Here is a 17,819-nt window from a genome sequence, read left to right on the forward strand (position 1 = left end):
CATGAGCCGCTTTAGTGCCTTGGCGCATCGCCAGCAGGGGCTGCTGTTGACCGGTGGCGGCGCGATGATCATGGCGCCGGATGCTTTGTTGATCAAAGTAGCCGACCTGCCGGATGCCGAGATTCTCATGTGGCGCGGCTTTCTCTCCGCACTGGGGTTTTTGCTCATCGCCCTGGCGCGCTATGGCCGCGGTACGTTGGCGGCCTATCGCCGTTGTGGTTGGACCGGCATCGCCGTGGCGCTACTGTTCAGCCTGACCACCTGCGGTTTTGTACTTGGCAATCAGTACACCAAGGCAGGCAACGTGTTGATGATACTGGCCAGCGCGCCGCTGATCGCAGCAATTCTCTCCTGGGTCATTCTTAAAGAGCGCTTGCCTCGACGCACGTGGCTTGCGATCTGTTTGTGCATGGCGGGTGTCGCCATGATTGCGTTAGATGACTCGGGCGCAGGCTCGTGGGTAGGCAACGCTTTCGCCTTGGTGACGGCGACGACCCTGGCGATTAACTTTACCCTCTGCCGTACGCGGCCGGGGGTGGATATGAGCCCGATGCTGGTATTCAACGGACTTATTGTGGGAAGCGTAGCAGGGATTTTCTGGCTGGCGGGGAGCGAACCGTCCTTACCTGCCACGAACCAGCTAGCGGTGGTGGTATTGCTTTGCCTGTTTATTGTACCTTGCGGCGTCACGCTGTTGCAGCGCGGGCCGTTGTATCTGCCTTCCGCTGAAGTCGGCTTGCTGCTGTTGCTGGAAGTCGTGGTGGGCACGCTGCTTGCCTGGTGGATTCTGGCTGAGCAGCCTGCACCGGTTGCCATGGTGGGCGGCGCCCTGGTGCTTGGCACGTTAAGCGCTAAAGGTCTGTATGAACGGCGGCTGGAGCTTAGGCAGCGCGCCGGGCTTGAAACTATTGCCGTCGCCGAAACGACGCCGCCTGTCACCGTAGACCGGTCAAGTACGTTATGATTGGCTGGAATTGAAATAGGGTCTTATCGCAGTGACATCATCTCTCAGTAAGCCGTCGGCTCGCCCCAGTATCGCTGAACACCTCGCCGAGGAGATCTTCGGCGGGCGCTATCGCCCCGGCGACTTTGTGCCGCGTGAACTGGATCTATGCGAACGCTTCGCCATCAACCGCTCGGCGGTGCGTAGCGATCTGCGCCAACTGGTGGAGGCGGGCATTATTGAGCGTATCTCTGGCCACGGCTCCAAAGTGCGTGAGTACTCAGAGTGGCATATTCTCGATGTCCAGGTGACCGACTGGCTGACCCGTTATGCGGCCCCCAATCCCGATATTCAGCGCGAAATCCTCGCATTTCGCCTGGATGTTGAACCCTATGTGGCAATGACCGCCGCCAAGCGCGCCAAGGCGCGTGACTTAGTGGCCATTGAAGAGGCTTTTGAAGGGCTGGGCCAGAACCTGCGCAATGCGACCTGCCAAGAAGAGCGGCGCTTACACAGCGAATGTGATATTGCCTTTCACGAGGCAATCTTCAAGGCGACCCATAATATCGTCTGGGCGCAGCTGTCGCATATCCTGCGGCCCTCTATCTACCTGCTGGTCTCGATGTCGAACGAAAGCGCCTCTGACCCGGAAGAGAGCCTGGAGCGTCATCGCCAACTGATGGAAAGCATCCGGCTGCGCCGCCCCCGCGAGGCGTTTCTGGCAGCTCAGGCGGTATTGGCGGGCACGGCAGAAGCGCTAGGGCTTGAGCATAGCGTCAGCTCATTAGGGCGCAGCGTTGAGCTGCCCCACGCTGCTCCCTGAATCTATTTCTCGTTAAGCTTTCACATCAAAACCTTTCACATCAAAACAAAGGCAAGCACATGTCTGACTTCAAACTCGGCCTAGTGGGTGTGGGCAAAATCGTTCGCGACCAACACCTTCCGGCGATAGCCACTATCCCGCATTGCCAGCTTGTCGCCACGGCAGATCCACACGCAACATTGCCGGATGTACCTGCCTATCAAGACCTAAGCGCGATGCTCGATGCCCACCCTGAAATAACCGCTGTGGCAATCTGTACGCCGACGCACCTGCGCTACTCTCAGGCACGCCTGGCGTTGCTGCGTGGCAAGCACGTGCTGCTAGAAAAGCCACCCGGGGCCACACTCAGTGAAGTGGAAAGCTTGATCTCGCTGGCTGCCGAGCAGGGCGTTAGCCTGTTTGCCGCCTGGCACTCACGCTTTGCCCCCGGCGTTGCACAAGCCAAACAGTGGCTTGCAGCGTGCCAAGTACAGCGCGTTGAGATCGAGTGGAAAGAAGACGTGCGGGTATGGCATCCAGGTCAGGCGTGGATATGGCAACCGGGCGGGATGGGGGTGTTTGATCCAGGTATCAACGCGCTTTCAATCGTCACCAGCATTCTTCCCCAAGCGTTTTTTCTGCGCCAGGCTCAGTTATGGGTGCCGACTAACTGCCAGACCCCGATTGCCGCTGAGCTGTCTTTTACCGACCCAGGCGGTGCCAAGATTGAGGCGGTCTTTGATTTTCGCCAAACCGGTCCGCAAACCTGGGATATCCATGTCGATACGGATAAAGGCCGTGTGAGCCTGACCCAGGGTGGGCGGCGCCTGATGATTAACGACGAGTTGATAGTGGATGAGGAGGAACGCGAGTATGCCGGCCTTTATAACCACTTTGTTGAGCTTGTTGCTAGTGGGCGTAGTGACGTGGATGTCGCGCCACTACGCCAGGTGGCTGACGCGTTTTTATATGGCCACCGCGAGGCAACCGACGCGTTTGTAGAATGAACGGCTACCAAGTCGCGGTGGAAAGAGTTGCGGTGGAAAGTTAAGCCGCGATGGCGAGGTAGCCGAGGGTCTATCTCAGTGCTTGTTGCCGTCTGAAGCCATTTTATTGCGCTGCATGCAACTGTCGTAAGCTTGGGGAACAAAGCTCTCTTCCCCCACGTCATTTCGAGCCTTTTTAAGGAACTCGCACAGCGGGGGAAGCATGTCGGACGTTAGTCGGTAATCGCTAAGCGTTTCAGCCAGGTAGCGCATGTCTTTCTCTGCATTTCCAAGGCTGAACTGCAGTTTCGTGCACTCTTTCTGCAGCACCCACTCCATAACCGGAGCCAGCATGGCGCTATTGGCACCACCCTGAGAACAGATTTCCAGCAGCTTCTCCTGCGGGACATCCATTGCGGCAGCCATGGTAGCGGCTTCGCTAACCAGCGCTGCAGCACCCAGCGACAGGAAGTTATTAATCAGTTTCAGCTTATGCGCTGACCCGACCGCACCCACATGAAAGATGTTCTCGGCGAAGCTTTCGATGACCGGCGTAATGCGCGTAACCGTTGAGGCATCGCCCCCCAGCATAACGTTGAGCCGCCCCTCACGGGCTTCGCGCGGCGTACGGGCTAACGGTGCATCAACCAGGGTGACTCCCTGCTCTGCGACAGTTTCAGCAAGGCGCTCGGTCGATTCAGGATGAGCCGTAGAGCAGTCGACGATAATCAGACCTTCATGGGCCCCGGCCATCAAACCATCGGCCCCGTTTACTATCTCGCTAACCTGTTCGGATGTTTTGACGCAGATAAAAACAATATCGCTGTTTTTGGCCATCTCGGTAGCACTTGCGACTTCAACAGCCCCTTCGGCAGATAGCACCTCTAAAGGCGAACGGTTGCGATGCGCCATAACGCTTAGCGGGTAGCCGTTACGCACTATGTTGCGGGCCATTTCCTTACCCATTAAGCCGAGCCCGATGAATCCGATACGTTCCTGTTTCATGGTGACCTCCAATCAGTTATTTGATGACATCCTAGATAACGCTCACTTGTCTGACCCTGACGCTAAAGCTAAGCAAAAAGCGGCTATTGGCGTGCCTGAGGGAAAGCAACGCCTAAACGCTCTGACCAATCATGAAGCGCTTCGGGAACGCCCTCTGGAAGCGGAACGCCTTGTTGTGAGTAGCGCTTGTGTAAATCGAGCCCGCGCTCTCCAGGAATGCGTACCTGAGGATCACCTTCGACAACAGGGTTGTTACGACAGGCATCGGCCAGCGCGCCGGTTTCGCGCTTGAACGCTTCAAGCCCACCAAAAGCTTCCGGGTCCAGCACCTGCACCATGACCGAGGCACCCCACTGCGAAGGCGCCTGCACGCGCCCGAACCCTGCCAGGCCAGAGGTCAAAGCTTCCACCATGAGCCCTAGTGCGTAGCCTTTGTGGCCATGGTCCAGCCCGCCGATGGGCATAATGCTGCCTTTGGGCTCGTCGAAGAGTATCTCGGGACGATCAGTCGCCTGGCCCTGGTTGTCTTTAAGCCATGGATAAGGCAAGCGGCTATTTTGCTTGTTAAGCCGCCCGACCATGCCATTGGTGGTAATGGACGTACTGACATCCAAAAGCACAGGGCCTGAATCAGTCGGGTAGCCCACGGCGATTGGGTTGGGCGTATGGGTCGCCTCTAGCCCGCCATACGGGGCAACGGATTTAGTCGCCGGGTCGGATGATTCGATCACCACCACAAGATCTTGATCGGTGGCACGCTTTAGGTAGGCGGCCAGGCAGGCGATATGATTGGAGCGCCGAATCACCACCGTACCGGTACCGCAGGCGCGCGCCATGGATTCCGCGGCTTCCATAGCTTTGAGAATCAGCCACGGCCCGGGCAAGTAGCGGCCATCCCAGGTCTGTACGGCGGAACGTTTGGAGATGACCTCATAATCCCCGGTAACCGGCATGCGGCCTGACTGTATTTCTTCAAGGTAAGGCGCAAGAAGTTGCAGCCCGTGAGTGGTGTGCCCCATCAGGTCGCCTTCAACAAGCACTTCAGCGACGGCATTGGCTTTATCATCATCAAGCCCTGCGGCTACGAGTAAGGCAGTGCTGAATCGCGTTATTTCCTGAACATCGTAATGTTGGCTCATTGTGTTTATTTTCCCAGCGTTATGGGTGGACAGATGGTTTATTGATTATGACGTCTGAGCTGGCGTATCAGGGCGCTATGGTCAAGATCACCCTCTCCCTGGGCGATAAGCGCTTCATAAAGCCCGTTGACCATCGAGGAGACTGGCAGCTTAAGCTGCAATTCTTGGGCTAAGGCCATGGCGGTCTGGGTATCTTTCAATTGCCATTTCGCCGGCCCGCCGGGGGTAAAATCCTCCTTGATCATGCGCTGGCCGTGGATACGCAGAATGGTCGAGTCGGCAAAGCCTCCTTCAAGCGCATTCAGCATCTGCGTAGGGTCAGCTCCCCCTTGTTCTGCCAGTAAGATGGCTTCGGCCACGGTAGCAATGGTGTTGGCCACAATCATCTGATTGGCGAGCTTGACCAGCTCACCGCTGCCCGCTGGGCCAACGTGGACCGGCCTGCCGAGCGATAGGAGGATGGGCTCAACGGCTTTAAAGCTTGCCGCGTCTCCACCCGCCATGATGGCTAGAGTGCCGTCAATCGCTCCCTGCTCACCGCCGGATACCGGCGCGTCCAAGTAGTGAATTTGATAGGTTGCGGCCTCCTCAGCTTGGCGACGTGCCGTCTCGACCGGAATGGAACTCATGACGATCAGAGTGGCGCCGGGCTGCATGGCGTTGAGCAGGCCATCTGAACCTAACAGTAATTCATCGCACACCGGTCCCGAGCTGAGCATAACGATCACAACATCGCTTTCGGTGACTGCCTGTTCAGGCCTTTCTACTGTCTCGACACCTACCGTTTCCAGACTGTCGGCTTTGCTTTTTGTCCGGTTCCAGGCGCGCACCTGGTGGCCTGCTTTGGCCAAGCGCTGTGCCATAGGAGCACCCATAATGCCGGTGCCAATAAAGCCGATAGACCGTGAAGTTGTCATTGTTGGTTCCTCTAACGGTTGGGGCTAATGAGTTTTGGTGGCCGTTATTCAGCCGCTTTATCAGATGTTTTCATTAGTTTGGTTAGTGCCCGTTTTTCATAATGTAAAGAGATATCAATAACACTTTAATATGGATGTAATTAACGTTGTTTTTATTAAGCTTGAGCTATCCACGTAAATAAGACGGCACCTCAATGTCTCCTGAATCTCGAAAGTTAATAAGCCGATCAAGCACGGTAGATTCTGAGCGCTCCAAATGAGCCATTAATAGCTTTCCAGCTTGGGCGGGTTGCTTCAGGCGCATTTTCTCAAATACCCATAAGTGCTCATCAAAAAAAGGATCTTGATCGGGAAGTTTAAGTACCCGCCCAAGCAGATGCTTACTGATTAATAAGATAGGATGCGTGCGCCGTAACATATTCATTACTTCCTGGTTATCACCCAAGCTAACGGCGGTATGATGAAGGTCATTTTCCAACTCATCCAGTAACTCGCCTTTAATATCTGGGTAACTGTCGGCGGCATGCTTGAGTTTGGCAATATAGCCGTTGAGTGTGCTTTCTGAAATATTATCGGTCGCACGTACAATCATATAAGGCTCTAATTGACGACGTGCTTCGTAAAGATTGTGTAACCGCTTGTCATCTAAAGGAACCACATTCCAGCTATTGTATTTAAACTTTTCGACCAGGCCGATAGATTGCAAATGGAGCAGTATCTGGTGGGTGACCGTGCGGCTGACATTCAGTGACTTGGAAAGCTTAAGTTCATTGAGTTCAAAGGTGCCCTTTATCGAGCATAGAACAATGGCATGCTCGACGCTGTCGATGTGGGCCCGCCAGGAGACGGTGCGGTCGACTTTAGGGGCGTAGCCGCGCTGTTTGAAATCACCCTCACTGAGAGAGCGCCGTACTATCTCTTGCGGCGATGCGCCCACCAGATAGCCGCGCCCCTCAAAGCGGCAGATATACTGCTCTTCATGTAACCGGCTCAGCGTTTGGCGAACAGGGGAGCGGCTGATACCAAAAAGCTCGGCTATATTTCCCTCAAGCAGCACAAGGCCGGGTTCCAGACGCTTTCCAACAATACCCTGCTTAAGAGCCGTATAGAGCTGGTCGCGCAGCGTTTGTGTCATAGGTAGTTAGTTGCCCTTAAATAAATATTAGGTAATGGCACCTACCAGCCAGGGAACGAACTCATTACTACCATAACCCAGTGACTCGCTAGCACTCATGTCGCCTGAGGCGATGGCGATGATACGCTCAAAAATTTGTTCCCCGACCTCTTCTACACTGGCAGTGCCATCGACGATAACGCCACAGTTTATATCCATATCTTCATGCATTTTCTCATACATGGAAGTATTGGTTGCGAGCTTCAGGCAGGGCGCGGGTTTAAAACCTGAAACCGATCCGCGTCCGGTAGTAAAGCAGACAACCGTTGACCCAGAGGCAATTTGCCCGGTTACAGAAACGGGGTCGTAGCCCGGGCTATCCATAAAGTTAAACCCACGAGTGGTTATCTTTTCGGCATAGTGCAGCACATCGTTAAGGCTTGAACTGCCACCCTTTGCAACGGCTCCCAGGGACTTTTCAAGAATCGTTGAAAGCCCGCCTGCTTTATTGCCCGGTGACGGATTGTTGTTTAATTCAGCGCCATTTATTTCGGTGTAATGCTTCCACCAGGTAATACGATCAAGCAGCTTTTGCGCGACATTTTCATTGATAGAGCGATCTATCAGCAGGTTCTCAGCCCCGTAAATCTCGGGGGTTTCTGCAAGGATCACGCTGCCCCCATGTTGCACGATAAGGTCGGCCGCATGGCCAAGCGCGGGGTTCGCCGTAATCCCTGAATAACCGTCTGAGCCGCCACACTGCAGTGCAACCACCAGGTGCTTTAGGGGCGCAGGTTCTCGCCGCATCTGCCCATGCTGAGCAGCCATTTGCATGATGTGATCGCAGGCGGTTTTAATGCTGGTACGGGTTCCTCCCGCATCCTGAATATTGAAGTAAGCAAGCCGTGAGGCGTCTTCTAGCCCTTTTTTTGCGACGAGCGTTTTGACTTGGTTGGTCTCACAGCCCAAGCCGATAATGAGCACAAAGGCAAAATTGGGATGCTGGGCATAACCGGCGATGACGCGCTCAAGAAAGGCAAAGCCTTCTGAGTCTGTATTCATGGCACAGCCTGAGCCATGGGTAATCGCAACAACGCCATCGAACCCCATCTGGCTTAGCTCGTCAGACTGGTTGAGTGTATCTGCCGCTGCTTTCGCTACCGTTGCGGAGCAGTTAACGGTCGATAGAATACCAATGTAGTTACGCGTGCCTACGCTACCGTCATCACGTTGAAAGCCCTGGAAGGTGCGTGAACTACTTGTGGTGTCTGTTTGCGGGTGGGGCTGAAAATCTTTTAATGAAGAATCGAGTTCTATCATGGTGAGATTGTGGGTGTGTACATGCTCACCGGGTTGTACATCCTGCGCCGCTATCCCAATAAGTTGGCCGTACTTATAAACGGCGTCGTCTTTATTGATGTTAGTTAACGCAACTTTATGACCTGCATCGATATTTTCTTTTGCGAGCGTGCCATTTTTATCTATTGGAAATCCTATGGGTACCGCTTTTGAGGCGACGCCCACGTTATCCCGAGGATTGAGCTGAATAATAACTGACGGGGAGTTAATGAGATCCATCGTTTACCTCAAACTTATTATTGGCTTTTTAGGTAAAAGCTATGCGCAAGCTAGTAAGCGGTCATTGTTGATGCACTTTAGCAACTAAGCGGTGTACGTCGATTATACTATCGTCCTATATAATGATCATTGAACGCAATGTTCATTTGATCTAGATTGCTTTCAGATATTGAATATTTACTCTTTTTGAACAGGGGAGGTCGGTCGCCAGCGAATTAGTTGTTGCTTACTAAGGATGAAGAGCAACTTAATGATTTAATGATGTTTTTATGTGAATTATCCGTTCATGTTTCTTTAAAAAGACATAAGTGGCCAAAAAAATGTCATTGAACTATTGTCATGCAGGTATGCTGTATGACACCTTTAAATAAAATGCATATTTGGTTTCAAGCAAAACAATAATGAGAAATGAAAATGCCCTACATCATCAACTACTTAACGAAAATTCAGTTCGGTGAGAATGCGATTGCAGAGCTAGCAAATGAGCTGCAGCTGCTTAAGGTGAAAAGGCCTTTATTTGTAACTGATAAGGGGCTGAGTAGTACTCCTCTTATTGCACAAGTAATTGAATCTGCAAAACTTTCTGTAGATTTTAATGAGCAGGCATGCGTTTTCGATGGCACGCCTTCCAATCCTACTGAAGTCGCCGTAGAGCAAGCGCTGACGTTCCTGCGAGAAAATGAGTGTGATGGCATTGTGGCCGTAGGTGGTGGTTCCAGCATTGATTTGGCTAAAGCGGTCGCTTTACTTTTTAACCATCCCGCGCCATTGCGCCAGTACGCGGCGATCGAGGGTGGGGTCGCTAAGATCAATGCCGATGTGCTGCCGCTGATTGCAGTACCGACAACGGCGGGTACAGGAAGTGAGGTGGGGCGAGCCTCTCTGATCACCATGAAAGATGACCGAAAGCTAGGGTTTCTTTCTCCGTACCTGATTCCCGCTGTGGCTATCTGCGACCCACGTTTGACGCTCGGTTTACCCCCTTTCCTGACTGCCGCAACGGGTATGGATGCGATCGCTCACTGCGTTGAAACCTTTTTAAGCCCTAAAGTGAATCCTCCTGCTGAAGCGATTGCATTGGATGGCCTGAAGCGCGCAAGCGCCTATCTGGTCGAGGCGGTTGAAAACGGCACTAACTTAACCGCTAGAAATGAAATGATGATGGCGGCTCTGGAAGGCGCGATGGCGTTTCAGAAAGGGTTGGGGGCGGTTCACTCTCTATCCCATGCGTTAGGCGGGCTGCACGAGCTAAAACTTCACCACGGCACGCTCAATGCTGTGTTAATGCCGACGGTTCTAAGGTTTAACCAGCGCGATTGCGAGGAAAAATTTGCTCGTCTAAAAGACGCAATGGGACTTGCCGAGGATGATGATTTAGCTGAAGCATTTGAAAAGCTCAATATTAAGCTGGGCATGCCTTCCAGCCTGAGTGAAATGGGCGTTAGAGAAGAACATCTAAACCAAGTGGCACAGTGGGCACTGGAAGACCACTCTACGGCTACCAACCCACGTGCACCTTCCAAAGAAGACTTTTTCAAGATGCTTAATGAGGCTTTTTAAAAGATAAGGTTTATCGGCTTAATAGAAATAAAGGAAGTTTTTGGCAGGTTCGCAATAAAGGATGGAACCCGGCAGTTTCAAAAAACCATAATCAAATCCAGGCAGTTAACGACGAAAGGAAAGTGGATATGACAATTACAAACCATTCTCTCAAGATCAAGACACTCCTCGCTTCCAGCGTAGCGGCAGCGGTTCTGGTGGCCTCTGGTGCAGCCCTTGCGGATTATCCAGAACGTCCTATTACGTTGATTGTGCCTTGGGCAGCAGGCGGCGGCACTGATGCGACAGCGCGTACTATCGCCCGCGCACTGGAAGAGGAGCTGGGCCAGAACGTCAACGTTGTTAACCGCACCGGGGGCAGCGGCGTTGTTGGCCATACCACCATGATCAATGCCAAACCAGACGGCTATACGCTTGGCCTGGCGACCGGTGAAGTAAACATGATGCATTGGCAGGGGCTAACCAATCTTACCTATGAAGATTTTACCCCGATTGCGCAAATCAACTATGACTTCCCCGGTATACAGGTCGCCGCAGATTCCCCTTATGAAAGTCTTGAAGAGCTGCTCGAAGCTATACGTACTGAGCCTAAAGGCACGTTTACTGCTTCCGGTACCGGTCAGGGCGGTGTTTGGCATTTAGCCTTTGCGGGCTTTTTGATGGACCAGGATATTCCTGCTGACCAGGTTACTTGGATTCCTAGCGAAGGCGCGGCGCCAGCGATGGTAGAACTGGTATCCGGAGGAATTGATATCGTACCCAGCTCCGTGCCCGAAGGCCGTTCCATGATGGAAGCTGGCCGGGTGAAAAGCTTTGCGGTGATGTCTCCTGAGCGCATTCCCAGCTTTCCTGATATTCCCACCACCAATGAGCTAATCGACAGCAGCTATCAAGTAGGTGAGTGGCGAGGTATCGCCGGTCCTAAAGGCATGGACCCAGAGATAGTGGCAACGCTTGAGTCAGCCTTAGAAGCTGCTTACAACAGCGATACCTATCAAGGCTTTATGGATCAGCAAGGCTTTGGTACCGAATGGCGTAATGCGGAAGAGTTCGGGCAGCTGATGCAAGAGATGGATAGCGTCTTCGGTGAAATTGTTGAACAGGTTGGCTTAGCTAACTAAGGCACGACAATGGAGGCGGTTTCTCACAGGAGAATCTGTTGTAGAAACCGCCATTAGGTAACTGTTTTCTGATTTGCCACGTTTAGATGGCCCTTGCTTTCTTCCCCTCTCACCGGGGGAGTGTGTCTTAGACAGGCCATCTTCGCGCGATGGCGTAAGCGAAGATCTCGCGTTTAAGCAGCCAGCGCTTATAACACTTGGCCAGTTAATGATGTCGATGATCTTGTCAGTGGTTTTCATCCGCCTTGCAAAGGAGCCAATGCATGCAATTGCCCACTAATCCGTTTAAAAACATGCTGATCAAGCGCGAACCCATGTGGGGTTGCTGGGCTGGCTTTGCAACGGGGTATGCCGCTGAAATAATCGCTAACACCGGGTTCGACTGGCTGCTGATCGATGGCGAGCATGCCCCAAATACGGTGCCCACTATTTTGGCCCAGCTGCAGGCCGTGGCGCCTTACTCATCTGCTCCCGTTGTGCGTAGCGTTAATCACGACCCCGCATTAATCAAGCAGTTGCTGGATATCGGCACGCAAACACTGATGGTGCCGATGGTGGAAAGTGCTGAGCAGGCGGCTGCCCTGGTACGGGCGACACGTTACCCGCCGCATGGCGTACGCGGTGTGGGCGGTGGGCTGGTGCGTGCAACCCGATGGGATGGCGTGGACGACTACCTGAATAAGGCGCATGAGTCGCTTTGCCTGATTGTTCAGGTTGAGTCACCTAAAGGCGTTGAGCAGGCAGAAGCCATTGCCGCCACCGACGGCGTCGATGCGGTTTTTATTGGTCCAGCAGATCTTTCGGTGGGGATGGGGTACCCCGGCAATCCTGGCCACCCCGAGGTCCAAAGTGCGATACAGAAAGTGATTAAAACGGTTCATGCAGCAGGCAAGCCGGTAGGAATTTTGGCGCCGCTTGAGGAGGATGCGCGTCGCTATCAGGCGTTAGGCTGCCAGTTTATTGCGGTAGGTATTGATATCAGCCTGCTTCGTCAGGGGGCGCTGGCAACGCTTGCCCGCTATAAAGAGCTGCCTTCTCAGCCGACAACCAGAACGTACTGATTCAGACGCCTTAAGCCGTCTTTATAACCAAAAAATGTAAGCCAGCAACTACCAGAGGATATTTAAAATGATAATGACAAACCATTCTCTAAAAGCACTTATTACGTCCAGTCTAGCGGCAGCCGTTATGGTGGCTTCTGGTTCAGCTCTGGCAGACTATCCAGAACGCCCCATTACGCTGATTGTGCCTTGGGCCGCAGGCGGCGGTACTGATGCAACCGCGCGCACTATTGCCCGCGCCTTGGAAGAGGAGTTGGGTCAGAACGTCAACGTGGTTAACCGAACAGGGGGCAGTGGCGTTGTTGGGCATACGGCCATGCTTAATGCCAAGCCGGATGGCTACACGCTTGGCCTGGCAACTGTCGAAGTGAATATCATGCATTGGCAGGGGTTAACCGACTTAACCTACGAAGATTTTACGCCAATTGCGCAAATTAATTATGACTCCCCCGGTATACAGGTAGCTACTGATTCTCCTTATGAAAGCCTCGAAGCGCTGGTTGATGCAATGCGTAGTGAGCCTAAAGGTACTTTTAATGCTTCGGGTACCGGGCAGGGCGGTATCTGGCACTTGGCCTTTGCAGGTCTTTTGATGGACCAGGATATGTCCGCCGACCACGTTACTTGGATACCTAGTGAAGGGTCCGCTCCCGCAATGGTAGAGCTGGCATCTGGCGGTATTGATGTCGTATCAACCTCTGTACCCGAAGCACGCTCAATGATTGAAGCGGGTCGCGTTAAAAGTTTAGCGGTCATGGCGCCAGAGCGTTTACCGAATTTTCCAGATATTCCCACTGCTGGCGAGGTAATTGACAGTGACTATTACACGGGTGCGTGGCGAGGCATTGTCGGTCCCAAAAATATGGATCCTGAGGTCGTCGCAACCCTAGAAGAAGCCCTGGAAGCCGCTTATAACAGCGATACCTATCAAGGATTCATGGATAAACAAGGGTTTGGAACCGAGTGGCGCAATGCGGAAGAGTTTGGCCAAATGATGGAAGAGATGGACGGTATTCTCGGTGAAATTGTTGAACAAGTTGGCTTAGCTAACTAAGGAATGACAATGAGAGATGTTTTCGCCGGCATAGGGTTTATGATTGCAGGGATTGTGACAATTATCACAGCCCAGCAATTTCCTACTCTACCCAGCCTTCAGTATGGGCCTTCTCTGTTCCCCTCCCTCGTTGGAGGGGGATTTTGCATCGGCGGCGCGGTACTTACCTTAAATGCGCTGTGGCAGAGAAGAAAAGCGGCCGCTCAAGAAGTACAGGACGATCCGACACTCGCTACCTCGCCGTCTGAAAAAATGAGCTGGGCGATGGTGCTGCCCCCCGTGGCGATTGTCTTTTATATCCTGGCAAGCGATTACCTGGGGGCAATGCTTACCATAACGGCCATTATGTTTTTGCTCATGTTGTTGAGAAAAACAAAGATTTACGTGGCCCTGATAACCTCTGTGGTTATGTCATCCGCTATTTATTTTATTTTCTCGCACTATTTGCTTATTCCATTGCCGCAAGGGGTTTTATTAGGGGGTAGCCTGCCATGGATATCTTGATGAATGGAGTGGGGCTGGTTTTAAATTTTGATACCATCTTGGTTATCTTGGCAGCTTCATTATTTGGCATATTTGTTGGTGCAGTACCCGGTCTTACGGCAACCATGGCTGTCGCACTATTAGTCCCTTTAACCTTCTATATGGACACTATTCCCGCTATTGCTGCCATTGTAACCACATCGGCTATGGCAATATTTGCGGGGGATATTCCCGGTACGTATCTCAATATACCGGGTACACCTGCCTCTGCTGCCTATGTGGGTGAATCGCATGCGTTAGCCAAAAAAGGCAGGGCGAGGGAAGCGCTGGGTATTAATCTGGTCTGCTCCGTTTTTGGCGGTATTTTTGGCACCATCATTTTGATTGTTGTTGCTCAGTCACTGGCGGAAGTAGCGCTCAAGTTCAGTGCGTTCGAATACTTTTGGCTCGCGGTGCTGGGGCTAAGCTGCTCAATTTTTATTTCGGTAGGCTCTAGAACAAAAGCATTTCTTTCACTGCTGTTTGGCGTCCTGCTGTCAACGGTAGGGCTGGATATGATGAGTGGCGCTCCTCGCTTCACATTTGGAGTGCCCGATCTTATGGCTGGCGTTAACTTCATACCCGTTATGATCGGTATGTTTGCCCTCAATGAACTGATGAGTTACTACGGATCAAAATCCGAGAAAAAAACCATCAGCGTTGTTGATAAGGATAGTGTTTTCCACAATGTGCCGAGGCACATTAAACGTTATTGGCGCAATATGGTGCGTGGCAGCTCAATCGGCACAATGATTGGCGCGTTACCCGGTGCGGGTGCGGATATCGCCGCCTGGATCTCTTATGGTGTGGGCAAAGGCAGGTCAAAAGACAGTTCCAAATATGGTACCGGTAATATCGAGGGCATTGTTGATGCCAGCTCGGCCAATAATTCCGGAATCAGTGGCGCATGGGTGCCCGCTCTGGTCTTCGGGATTCCAGGCGACTCCATTACTGCTATCGTGATTGGCGTTTTATATATGAAGGGGATGAACCCTGGCCCCACCATTTTTATGGATGGGAGTGGCCTAATCTACGCACTTTTCATTGTGTTTATCTTGGCTAATTTGATGATGCTACCTATTGGCTATATAGCCATTAGATTGTCAAAACTTTTCATCCTTACACCCAGCCGAGTATTGATGCCCATTATATTGTGCTTTTGCATTGTGGGTGCTTTCGCTATCAACAATAGCGTTGTGGATATCTGGTTAATGCTAATTGTTGGCTTGGTGGCCTATTTGCTCGCCGTCAATGATTTCCCCATGGCCCCCGCCATACTCGGTTTGGTCCTGGGCTCGGTTGTTGAAAACAACTTTATGAGCGCCATGCTGCGAACCGGTGGCGACCTAACCAGCTTCTTTGCAAGGCCCATCAGTGCAGGGCTTGGCATTGCAGTCATCTTGCTGTGGTGCTCACCGCTGTTGATTAAAGCTTATCTCTATCAAAAGCGTAAATCAGAAAGGGCATCAGCATGATCTGCATTAATAAAGCCCGGGTGAGCTTGCTGAACACCTCTTCATAAACGCTTGTTTACGCCGCCATCGTGCTTGCAAAGAGCCATGGTGGCGTACGTCCAATATTTCCCGGCCCTTGTGCATAGCAAACCCTGAGACTTAGGCGTGCTTCCATAGTCTGCTTAATCGCCTACTACGCTTTGACTATGCTCAAGGCAGACATAACTCCGTGATGTAAAGGCATTAATTTATCCTCGATCTGGAGCAACTTTAGTCTCACCTAAGAATGTCTGGCTTCTTCGGCTATGCCCCATAAATCAGGCCTTATGCCTCACTAGATAACTAAAATGATATTGATTTTAGAGGTTTCATATATTTGTTGGTTATCGAATGGCTGCTTATAGTGCGTTTGCTTTGATAGCTGCGATATATCGCAGCATGAATAACGACAAACCTTAGGAAAACGCCATGTTAGAAACCACTCAAGCACTGGGGGCTTCTACCCTTGCCCTGATGCTGATAGCAGCTTCCGCCATCATTATTTTGCTGGTATTGATCATCCGGATACGCCTTCATCCATTTTTCGCGCTGGTGATCGTGAGTATTGGTACTGCACTGGCAACCGGCATTACAGGGGAAGATTTAGTTCCAACGCTCTTAGGTGGTTTTGGTAACACCTTAGGCAACGTTGCACTATTGATTGGTTTTGGCGCGGTACTGGGACGTATCGTCGCCGTTTCAGGAGGCGCCCAGGTTTTATCCGATACCTTGATTCGCTTATTCGGCCATAGCCGAGCTCCCTTGGGCTTATCAATTGCGTGCTTGCTATTTGGCTTCCCCATTTTTCTTGATGCGGCATTCGTCGTCATGCTGCCGGTCATTTATTCCGTGGCAAGAGAGCTTAAAGCATCGCTATTGCTTTACGGCTTACCGGCGGCAGGTGCCTTTTTGGTCATGCATGCGCTGGTGCCACCACACCCAGGGCCGGTAGCCGCGGCGGTTTTCCTGCAGGTTGATATTGGGAAAGTGCTGTTTATTGCGCTGCTTGTCGGTTTACCTACCTGGTATTTGATGGGCTACCGTCTATCGCTTGTGCTCGCTAACCGTATGCCGTTTCAACCTGTCCCCAGCCTGATGGGCGAAAGTAATGAAGAGATGCCCGTCGATAAACGCCCGGCATTTCGCACCGTACTTTTAGTGTTGTTATTGCCGCTCGTACTTATCTTCCTCAATACCGGTCTTACAACACTGTCTGAAGGTGGCGTCGTTGATGCTGGAAACCCGGTCTTGCAAGGCTTGATATTGATCGGTGAAACACCGATTGCCATGTTGATCAGTACATGTGTAGCGATGTGGCTGCTGGTCATTCGCTCGCCAGCGCGCAAGGCCATTGGCTCTATTAATGAAACCGTTGAAAAAGCCCTTTCGCCCGTTTGCAGCATTATTCTTATTACCGGTGCAGGGGGAATGTTCGGTGGCGTACTAACCGCGAGCGGTATCGGTGATGCGTTAGCGGCGAGCCTTCAAAATTATGGTTTGCCGATTATTCTGGCCGGTTACGTTATCGCTTCGGTCATCCGTATTGCGCAAGGCTCTGCGACCGTCGCGGGAACTACTGCTGCGGGCATCATGGCCCCCGTCGTGTTGGCTGACCCTTCTCTTTCAGGATTAGCGACAGCCTGTATTGCGGTGGCAATCGTTGCGGGCGCAATTGGCTACTCCCATGTTAACGACTCAGGATTCTGGTTAGTGGGGCGCTTTCTAGGTGTCGATACTAAAACCATGCTTAAAACCTGGACGCTGATTTCGATTGGCATATCGCTGATGGCCTTCGGCTTATCCTGGCTGGTGTTCACTCTGGTTTAACTAATTATCTGATTCAGTTCGTATGTTTTTACGGTAACGACAAAAAGACTTAGTGACTGGCAACGAGTGGTAAAGGAGAGATAATGAGCGACGTATCTAAAGAAAATAAACCTTATCTACGTTCAGCCGAGTGGTTTGGCACCGCCGATAAAAACGGTTTTATGTACCGCAGCTGGATGAAAAACCAAGGCATCCCCGACCACGAGTTTCAGGGCAAGCCGATCATCGGCATCTGTAATACCTGGTCGGAGCTCACCCCCTGCAACGCCCACTTTCGCAAGCTGGCCGAGCATGTGAAAAAAGGGGTATTAGAGGCGGGAGGCTACCCGGTCGAATTCCCGGTGTTCTCCAACGGCGAATCGAACCTGCGCCCCACCGCCATGTTTACCCGCAACCTGGCGAGCATGGATGTGGAAGAGGCGATTCGCGGTAACCCGATTGATGCAGTGGTGCTACTGGTCGGCTGTGACAAAACCACTCCGGCACTATTAATGGGCGCGGCGAGCTGTGATATCCCCACGATTGTGGTCACCGGCGGGCCGATGCTCAACGGCAAGCACAAGGGCAAAGATATTGGCTCCGGCACCGTGGTCTGGAAGCTTTCCGAGCAGGTCAAAGCCGGTGAAATTTCGCTGCACGACTTTATGGCTGCCGAGGCAGGCATGTCGCGCTCCGCGGGCACCTGTAACACCATGGG

The 17,819-nt window shown here is 52.2% G+C and carries 16 protein-coding genes; 11 read left to right on the top strand and 5 right to left on the bottom strand.

All coding sequences use genetic code 11. The features are described 5' to 3' along the window. Window position 1: 1 nt before the first annotated feature. The 3 genes from INT33_RS07690 to INT33_RS07700 are packed head-to-tail and all read left to right on the top strand — an operon-like array spanning window position 2 to window position 2,752. Entirely contained in the window at window positions 2–964 is a 963-nt protein-coding gene (locus INT33_RS07690; protein ID WP_192538153.1) for a DMT family transporter, read from the top strand. Window positions 965–995: 31 nt separating this feature from the next. Continuing rightward, the gene (locus INT33_RS07695; protein ID WP_192538154.1) at window positions 996–1,766 is read left to right on the top strand and encodes a FadR/GntR family transcriptional regulator; all 771 of its coding nucleotides are present in this window, start codon (window positions 996–998) and stop codon (window positions 1,764–1,766) included. Between the two features lie 59 nt (window positions 1,767–1,825). Next, window positions 1,826–2,752, top strand: a complete 927-nt coding sequence (locus tag INT33_RS07700; protein ID WP_192538155.1) for a Gfo/Idh/MocA family protein — start codon at window positions 1,826–1,828, stop codon at window positions 2,750–2,752. Window positions 2,753–2,827: 75 nt separating this feature from the next. Here the strand turns inward: INT33_RS07700 and INT33_RS07705 are convergent, their stop codons facing one another. From INT33_RS07705 to INT33_RS07725, 5 genes are all read right to left on the bottom strand, one after another. Beyond that, a complete protein-coding gene (locus INT33_RS07705) occupies window positions 2,828–3,736 on the bottom strand; it encodes an NAD(P)-dependent oxidoreductase (protein WP_193091543.1) in 909 nt (302 codons plus the stop codon). A gap of 83 nt (window positions 3,737–3,819) precedes the next feature. After that, window positions 3,820–4,875, bottom strand: coding sequence for an Ldh family oxidoreductase (locus INT33_RS07710; RefSeq protein WP_193091544.1), 1,056 nt, complete (start codon window positions 4,873–4,875; stop codon window positions 3,820–3,822). Window positions 4,876–4,913: 38 nt separating this feature from the next. Beyond that, on the bottom strand, window positions 4,914–5,792 hold the full coding sequence (locus INT33_RS07715) for an NAD(P)-dependent oxidoreductase (protein WP_193091545.1): 879 nt from the start codon (window positions 5,790–5,792) through the stop codon (window positions 4,914–4,916). A 166-nt stretch (window positions 5,793–5,958) separates the two neighbouring features. Then, the gene (locus INT33_RS07720; RefSeq protein WP_193091546.1) at window positions 5,959–6,927 is read right to left on the bottom strand and encodes a GntR family transcriptional regulator; all 969 of its coding nucleotides are present in this window, start codon (window positions 6,925–6,927) and stop codon (window positions 5,959–5,961) included. Window positions 6,928–6,954: 27 nt separating this feature from the next. Further along, the gene (locus tag INT33_RS07725) at window positions 6,955–8,484 is read right to left on the bottom strand and encodes a UxaA family hydrolase (RefSeq protein WP_193091547.1); all 1,530 of its coding nucleotides are present in this window, start codon (window positions 8,482–8,484) and stop codon (window positions 6,955–6,957) included. 414 nt (window positions 8,485–8,898) lie between these two features. Here INT33_RS07725 and INT33_RS07730 point away from each other — a divergent pair, with 414 nt between their 5' ends. From INT33_RS07730 to INT33_RS07765, 8 genes are all read left to right on the top strand, one after another. Beyond that, complete coding sequence (locus INT33_RS07730) at window positions 8,899–10,044, top strand: iron-containing alcohol dehydrogenase (protein ID WP_193091548.1); 1,146 nt, start codon at window positions 8,899–8,901, stop codon at window positions 10,042–10,044. A 128-nt stretch (window positions 10,045–10,172) separates the two neighbouring features. Next, window positions 10,173–11,165 (top strand): tripartite tricarboxylate transporter substrate binding protein, encoded by a 993-nt coding sequence (locus tag INT33_RS07735; protein ID WP_193091549.1) that lies wholly within the window; start codon window positions 10,173–10,175, stop codon window positions 11,163–11,165. Between the two features lie 263 nt (window positions 11,166–11,428). Continuing rightward, the gene (locus INT33_RS07740) at window positions 11,429–12,226 is read left to right on the top strand and encodes an HpcH/HpaI aldolase family protein (RefSeq protein ID WP_193091550.1); all 798 of its coding nucleotides are present in this window, start codon (window positions 11,429–11,431) and stop codon (window positions 12,224–12,226) included. A 67-nt stretch (window positions 12,227–12,293) separates the two neighbouring features. Beyond that, window positions 12,294–13,280, top strand: a complete 987-nt coding sequence (locus INT33_RS07745) for a tripartite tricarboxylate transporter substrate binding protein (protein WP_193091551.1) — start codon at window positions 12,294–12,296, stop codon at window positions 13,278–13,280. A 9-nt stretch (window positions 13,281–13,289) separates the two neighbouring features. After that, window positions 13,290–13,784, top strand: a complete 495-nt coding sequence (locus tag INT33_RS07750; RefSeq protein ID WP_192538164.1) for a tripartite tricarboxylate transporter TctB family protein — start codon at window positions 13,290–13,292, stop codon at window positions 13,782–13,784. Further along, window positions 13,772–15,277 carry a tripartite tricarboxylate transporter permease gene (locus tag INT33_RS07755; protein ID WP_193091552.1) on the top strand — a complete coding sequence of 502 codons (1,506 nt, stop codon included), beginning with the start codon at window positions 13,772–13,774 and terminating at the stop codon, window positions 15,275–15,277. The genes INT33_RS07750 and INT33_RS07755 overlap by 13 nt, the downstream gene beginning before the upstream one ends. Window positions 15,278–15,724: 447 nt before the next feature. Then, window positions 15,725–17,122 (top strand): GntP family permease, encoded by a 1,398-nt coding sequence (locus INT33_RS07760; protein ID WP_192538166.1) that lies wholly within the window; start codon window positions 15,725–15,727, stop codon window positions 17,120–17,122. A gap of 83 nt (window positions 17,123–17,205) precedes the next feature. Continuing rightward, window positions 17,206–17,819, top strand: a 614-nt coding sequence (locus INT33_RS07765) for a dihydroxy-acid dehydratase domain-containing protein (RefSeq protein ID WP_193091553.1), incomplete at its 3' end; no start/stop codon positions are given.

The organism is Halomonas colorata, assembly GCF_014897985.1.
Classification (GTDB): domain Bacteria; phylum Pseudomonadota; class Gammaproteobacteria; order Pseudomonadales; family Halomonadaceae; genus Vreelandella; species Vreelandella colorata.

Excerpts from the sequence above, each read along its gene's own strand:
- INT33_RS07750 (WP_192538164.1), top strand. The coding sequence starts at position 13,290 with ATGAGAGATGTTTTCGCCGGCATAGGGTTTATGATTGCAGGGATTGTG.
- INT33_RS07745 (WP_193091551.1), top strand. The coding sequence starts at position 12,294 with ATGATAATGACAAACCATTCTCTAAAAGCACTTATTACGTCCAGTCTA.
- INT33_RS07730 (WP_193091548.1), top strand. The coding sequence starts at position 8,899 with ATGCCCTACATCATCAACTACTTAACGAAAATTCAGTTCGGTGAGAAT.
- INT33_RS07740 (WP_193091550.1), top strand. The coding sequence starts at position 11,429 with ATGCAATTGCCCACTAATCCGTTTAAAAACATGCTGATCAAGCGCGAA.
- INT33_RS07705 (WP_193091543.1), bottom strand. The coding sequence starts at position 3,736 with ATGAAACAGGAACGTATCGGATTCATCGGGCTCGGCTTAATGGGTAAG.
- INT33_RS07760 (WP_192538166.1), top strand. The coding sequence starts at position 15,725 with ATGTTAGAAACCACTCAAGCACTGGGGGCTTCTACCCTTGCCCTGATG.
- INT33_RS07725 (WP_193091547.1), bottom strand. The coding sequence starts at position 8,484 with ATGGATCTCATTAACTCCCCGTCAGTTATTATTCAGCTCAATCCTCGG.
- INT33_RS07755 (WP_193091552.1), top strand. The coding sequence starts at position 13,772 with ATGGATATCTTGATGAATGGAGTGGGGCTGGTTTTAAATTTTGATACC.
- INT33_RS07710 (WP_193091544.1), bottom strand. The coding sequence starts at position 4,875 with ATGAGCCAACATTACGATGTTCAGGAAATAACGCGATTCAGCACTGCC.
- INT33_RS07715 (WP_193091545.1), bottom strand. The coding sequence starts at position 5,792 with ATGACAACTTCACGGTCTATCGGCTTTATTGGCACCGGCATTATGGGT.
- INT33_RS07690 (WP_192538153.1), top strand. The coding sequence starts at position 2 with ATGAGCCGCTTTAGTGCCTTGGCGCATCGCCAGCAGGGGCTGCTGTTG.
- INT33_RS07735 (WP_193091549.1), top strand. The coding sequence starts at position 10,173 with ATGACAATTACAAACCATTCTCTCAAGATCAAGACACTCCTCGCTTCC.
- INT33_RS07700 (WP_192538155.1), top strand. The coding sequence starts at position 1,826 with ATGTCTGACTTCAAACTCGGCCTAGTGGGTGTGGGCAAAATCGTTCGC.
- INT33_RS07720 (WP_193091546.1), bottom strand. The coding sequence starts at position 6,927 with ATGACACAAACGCTGCGCGACCAGCTCTATACGGCTCTTAAGCAGGGT.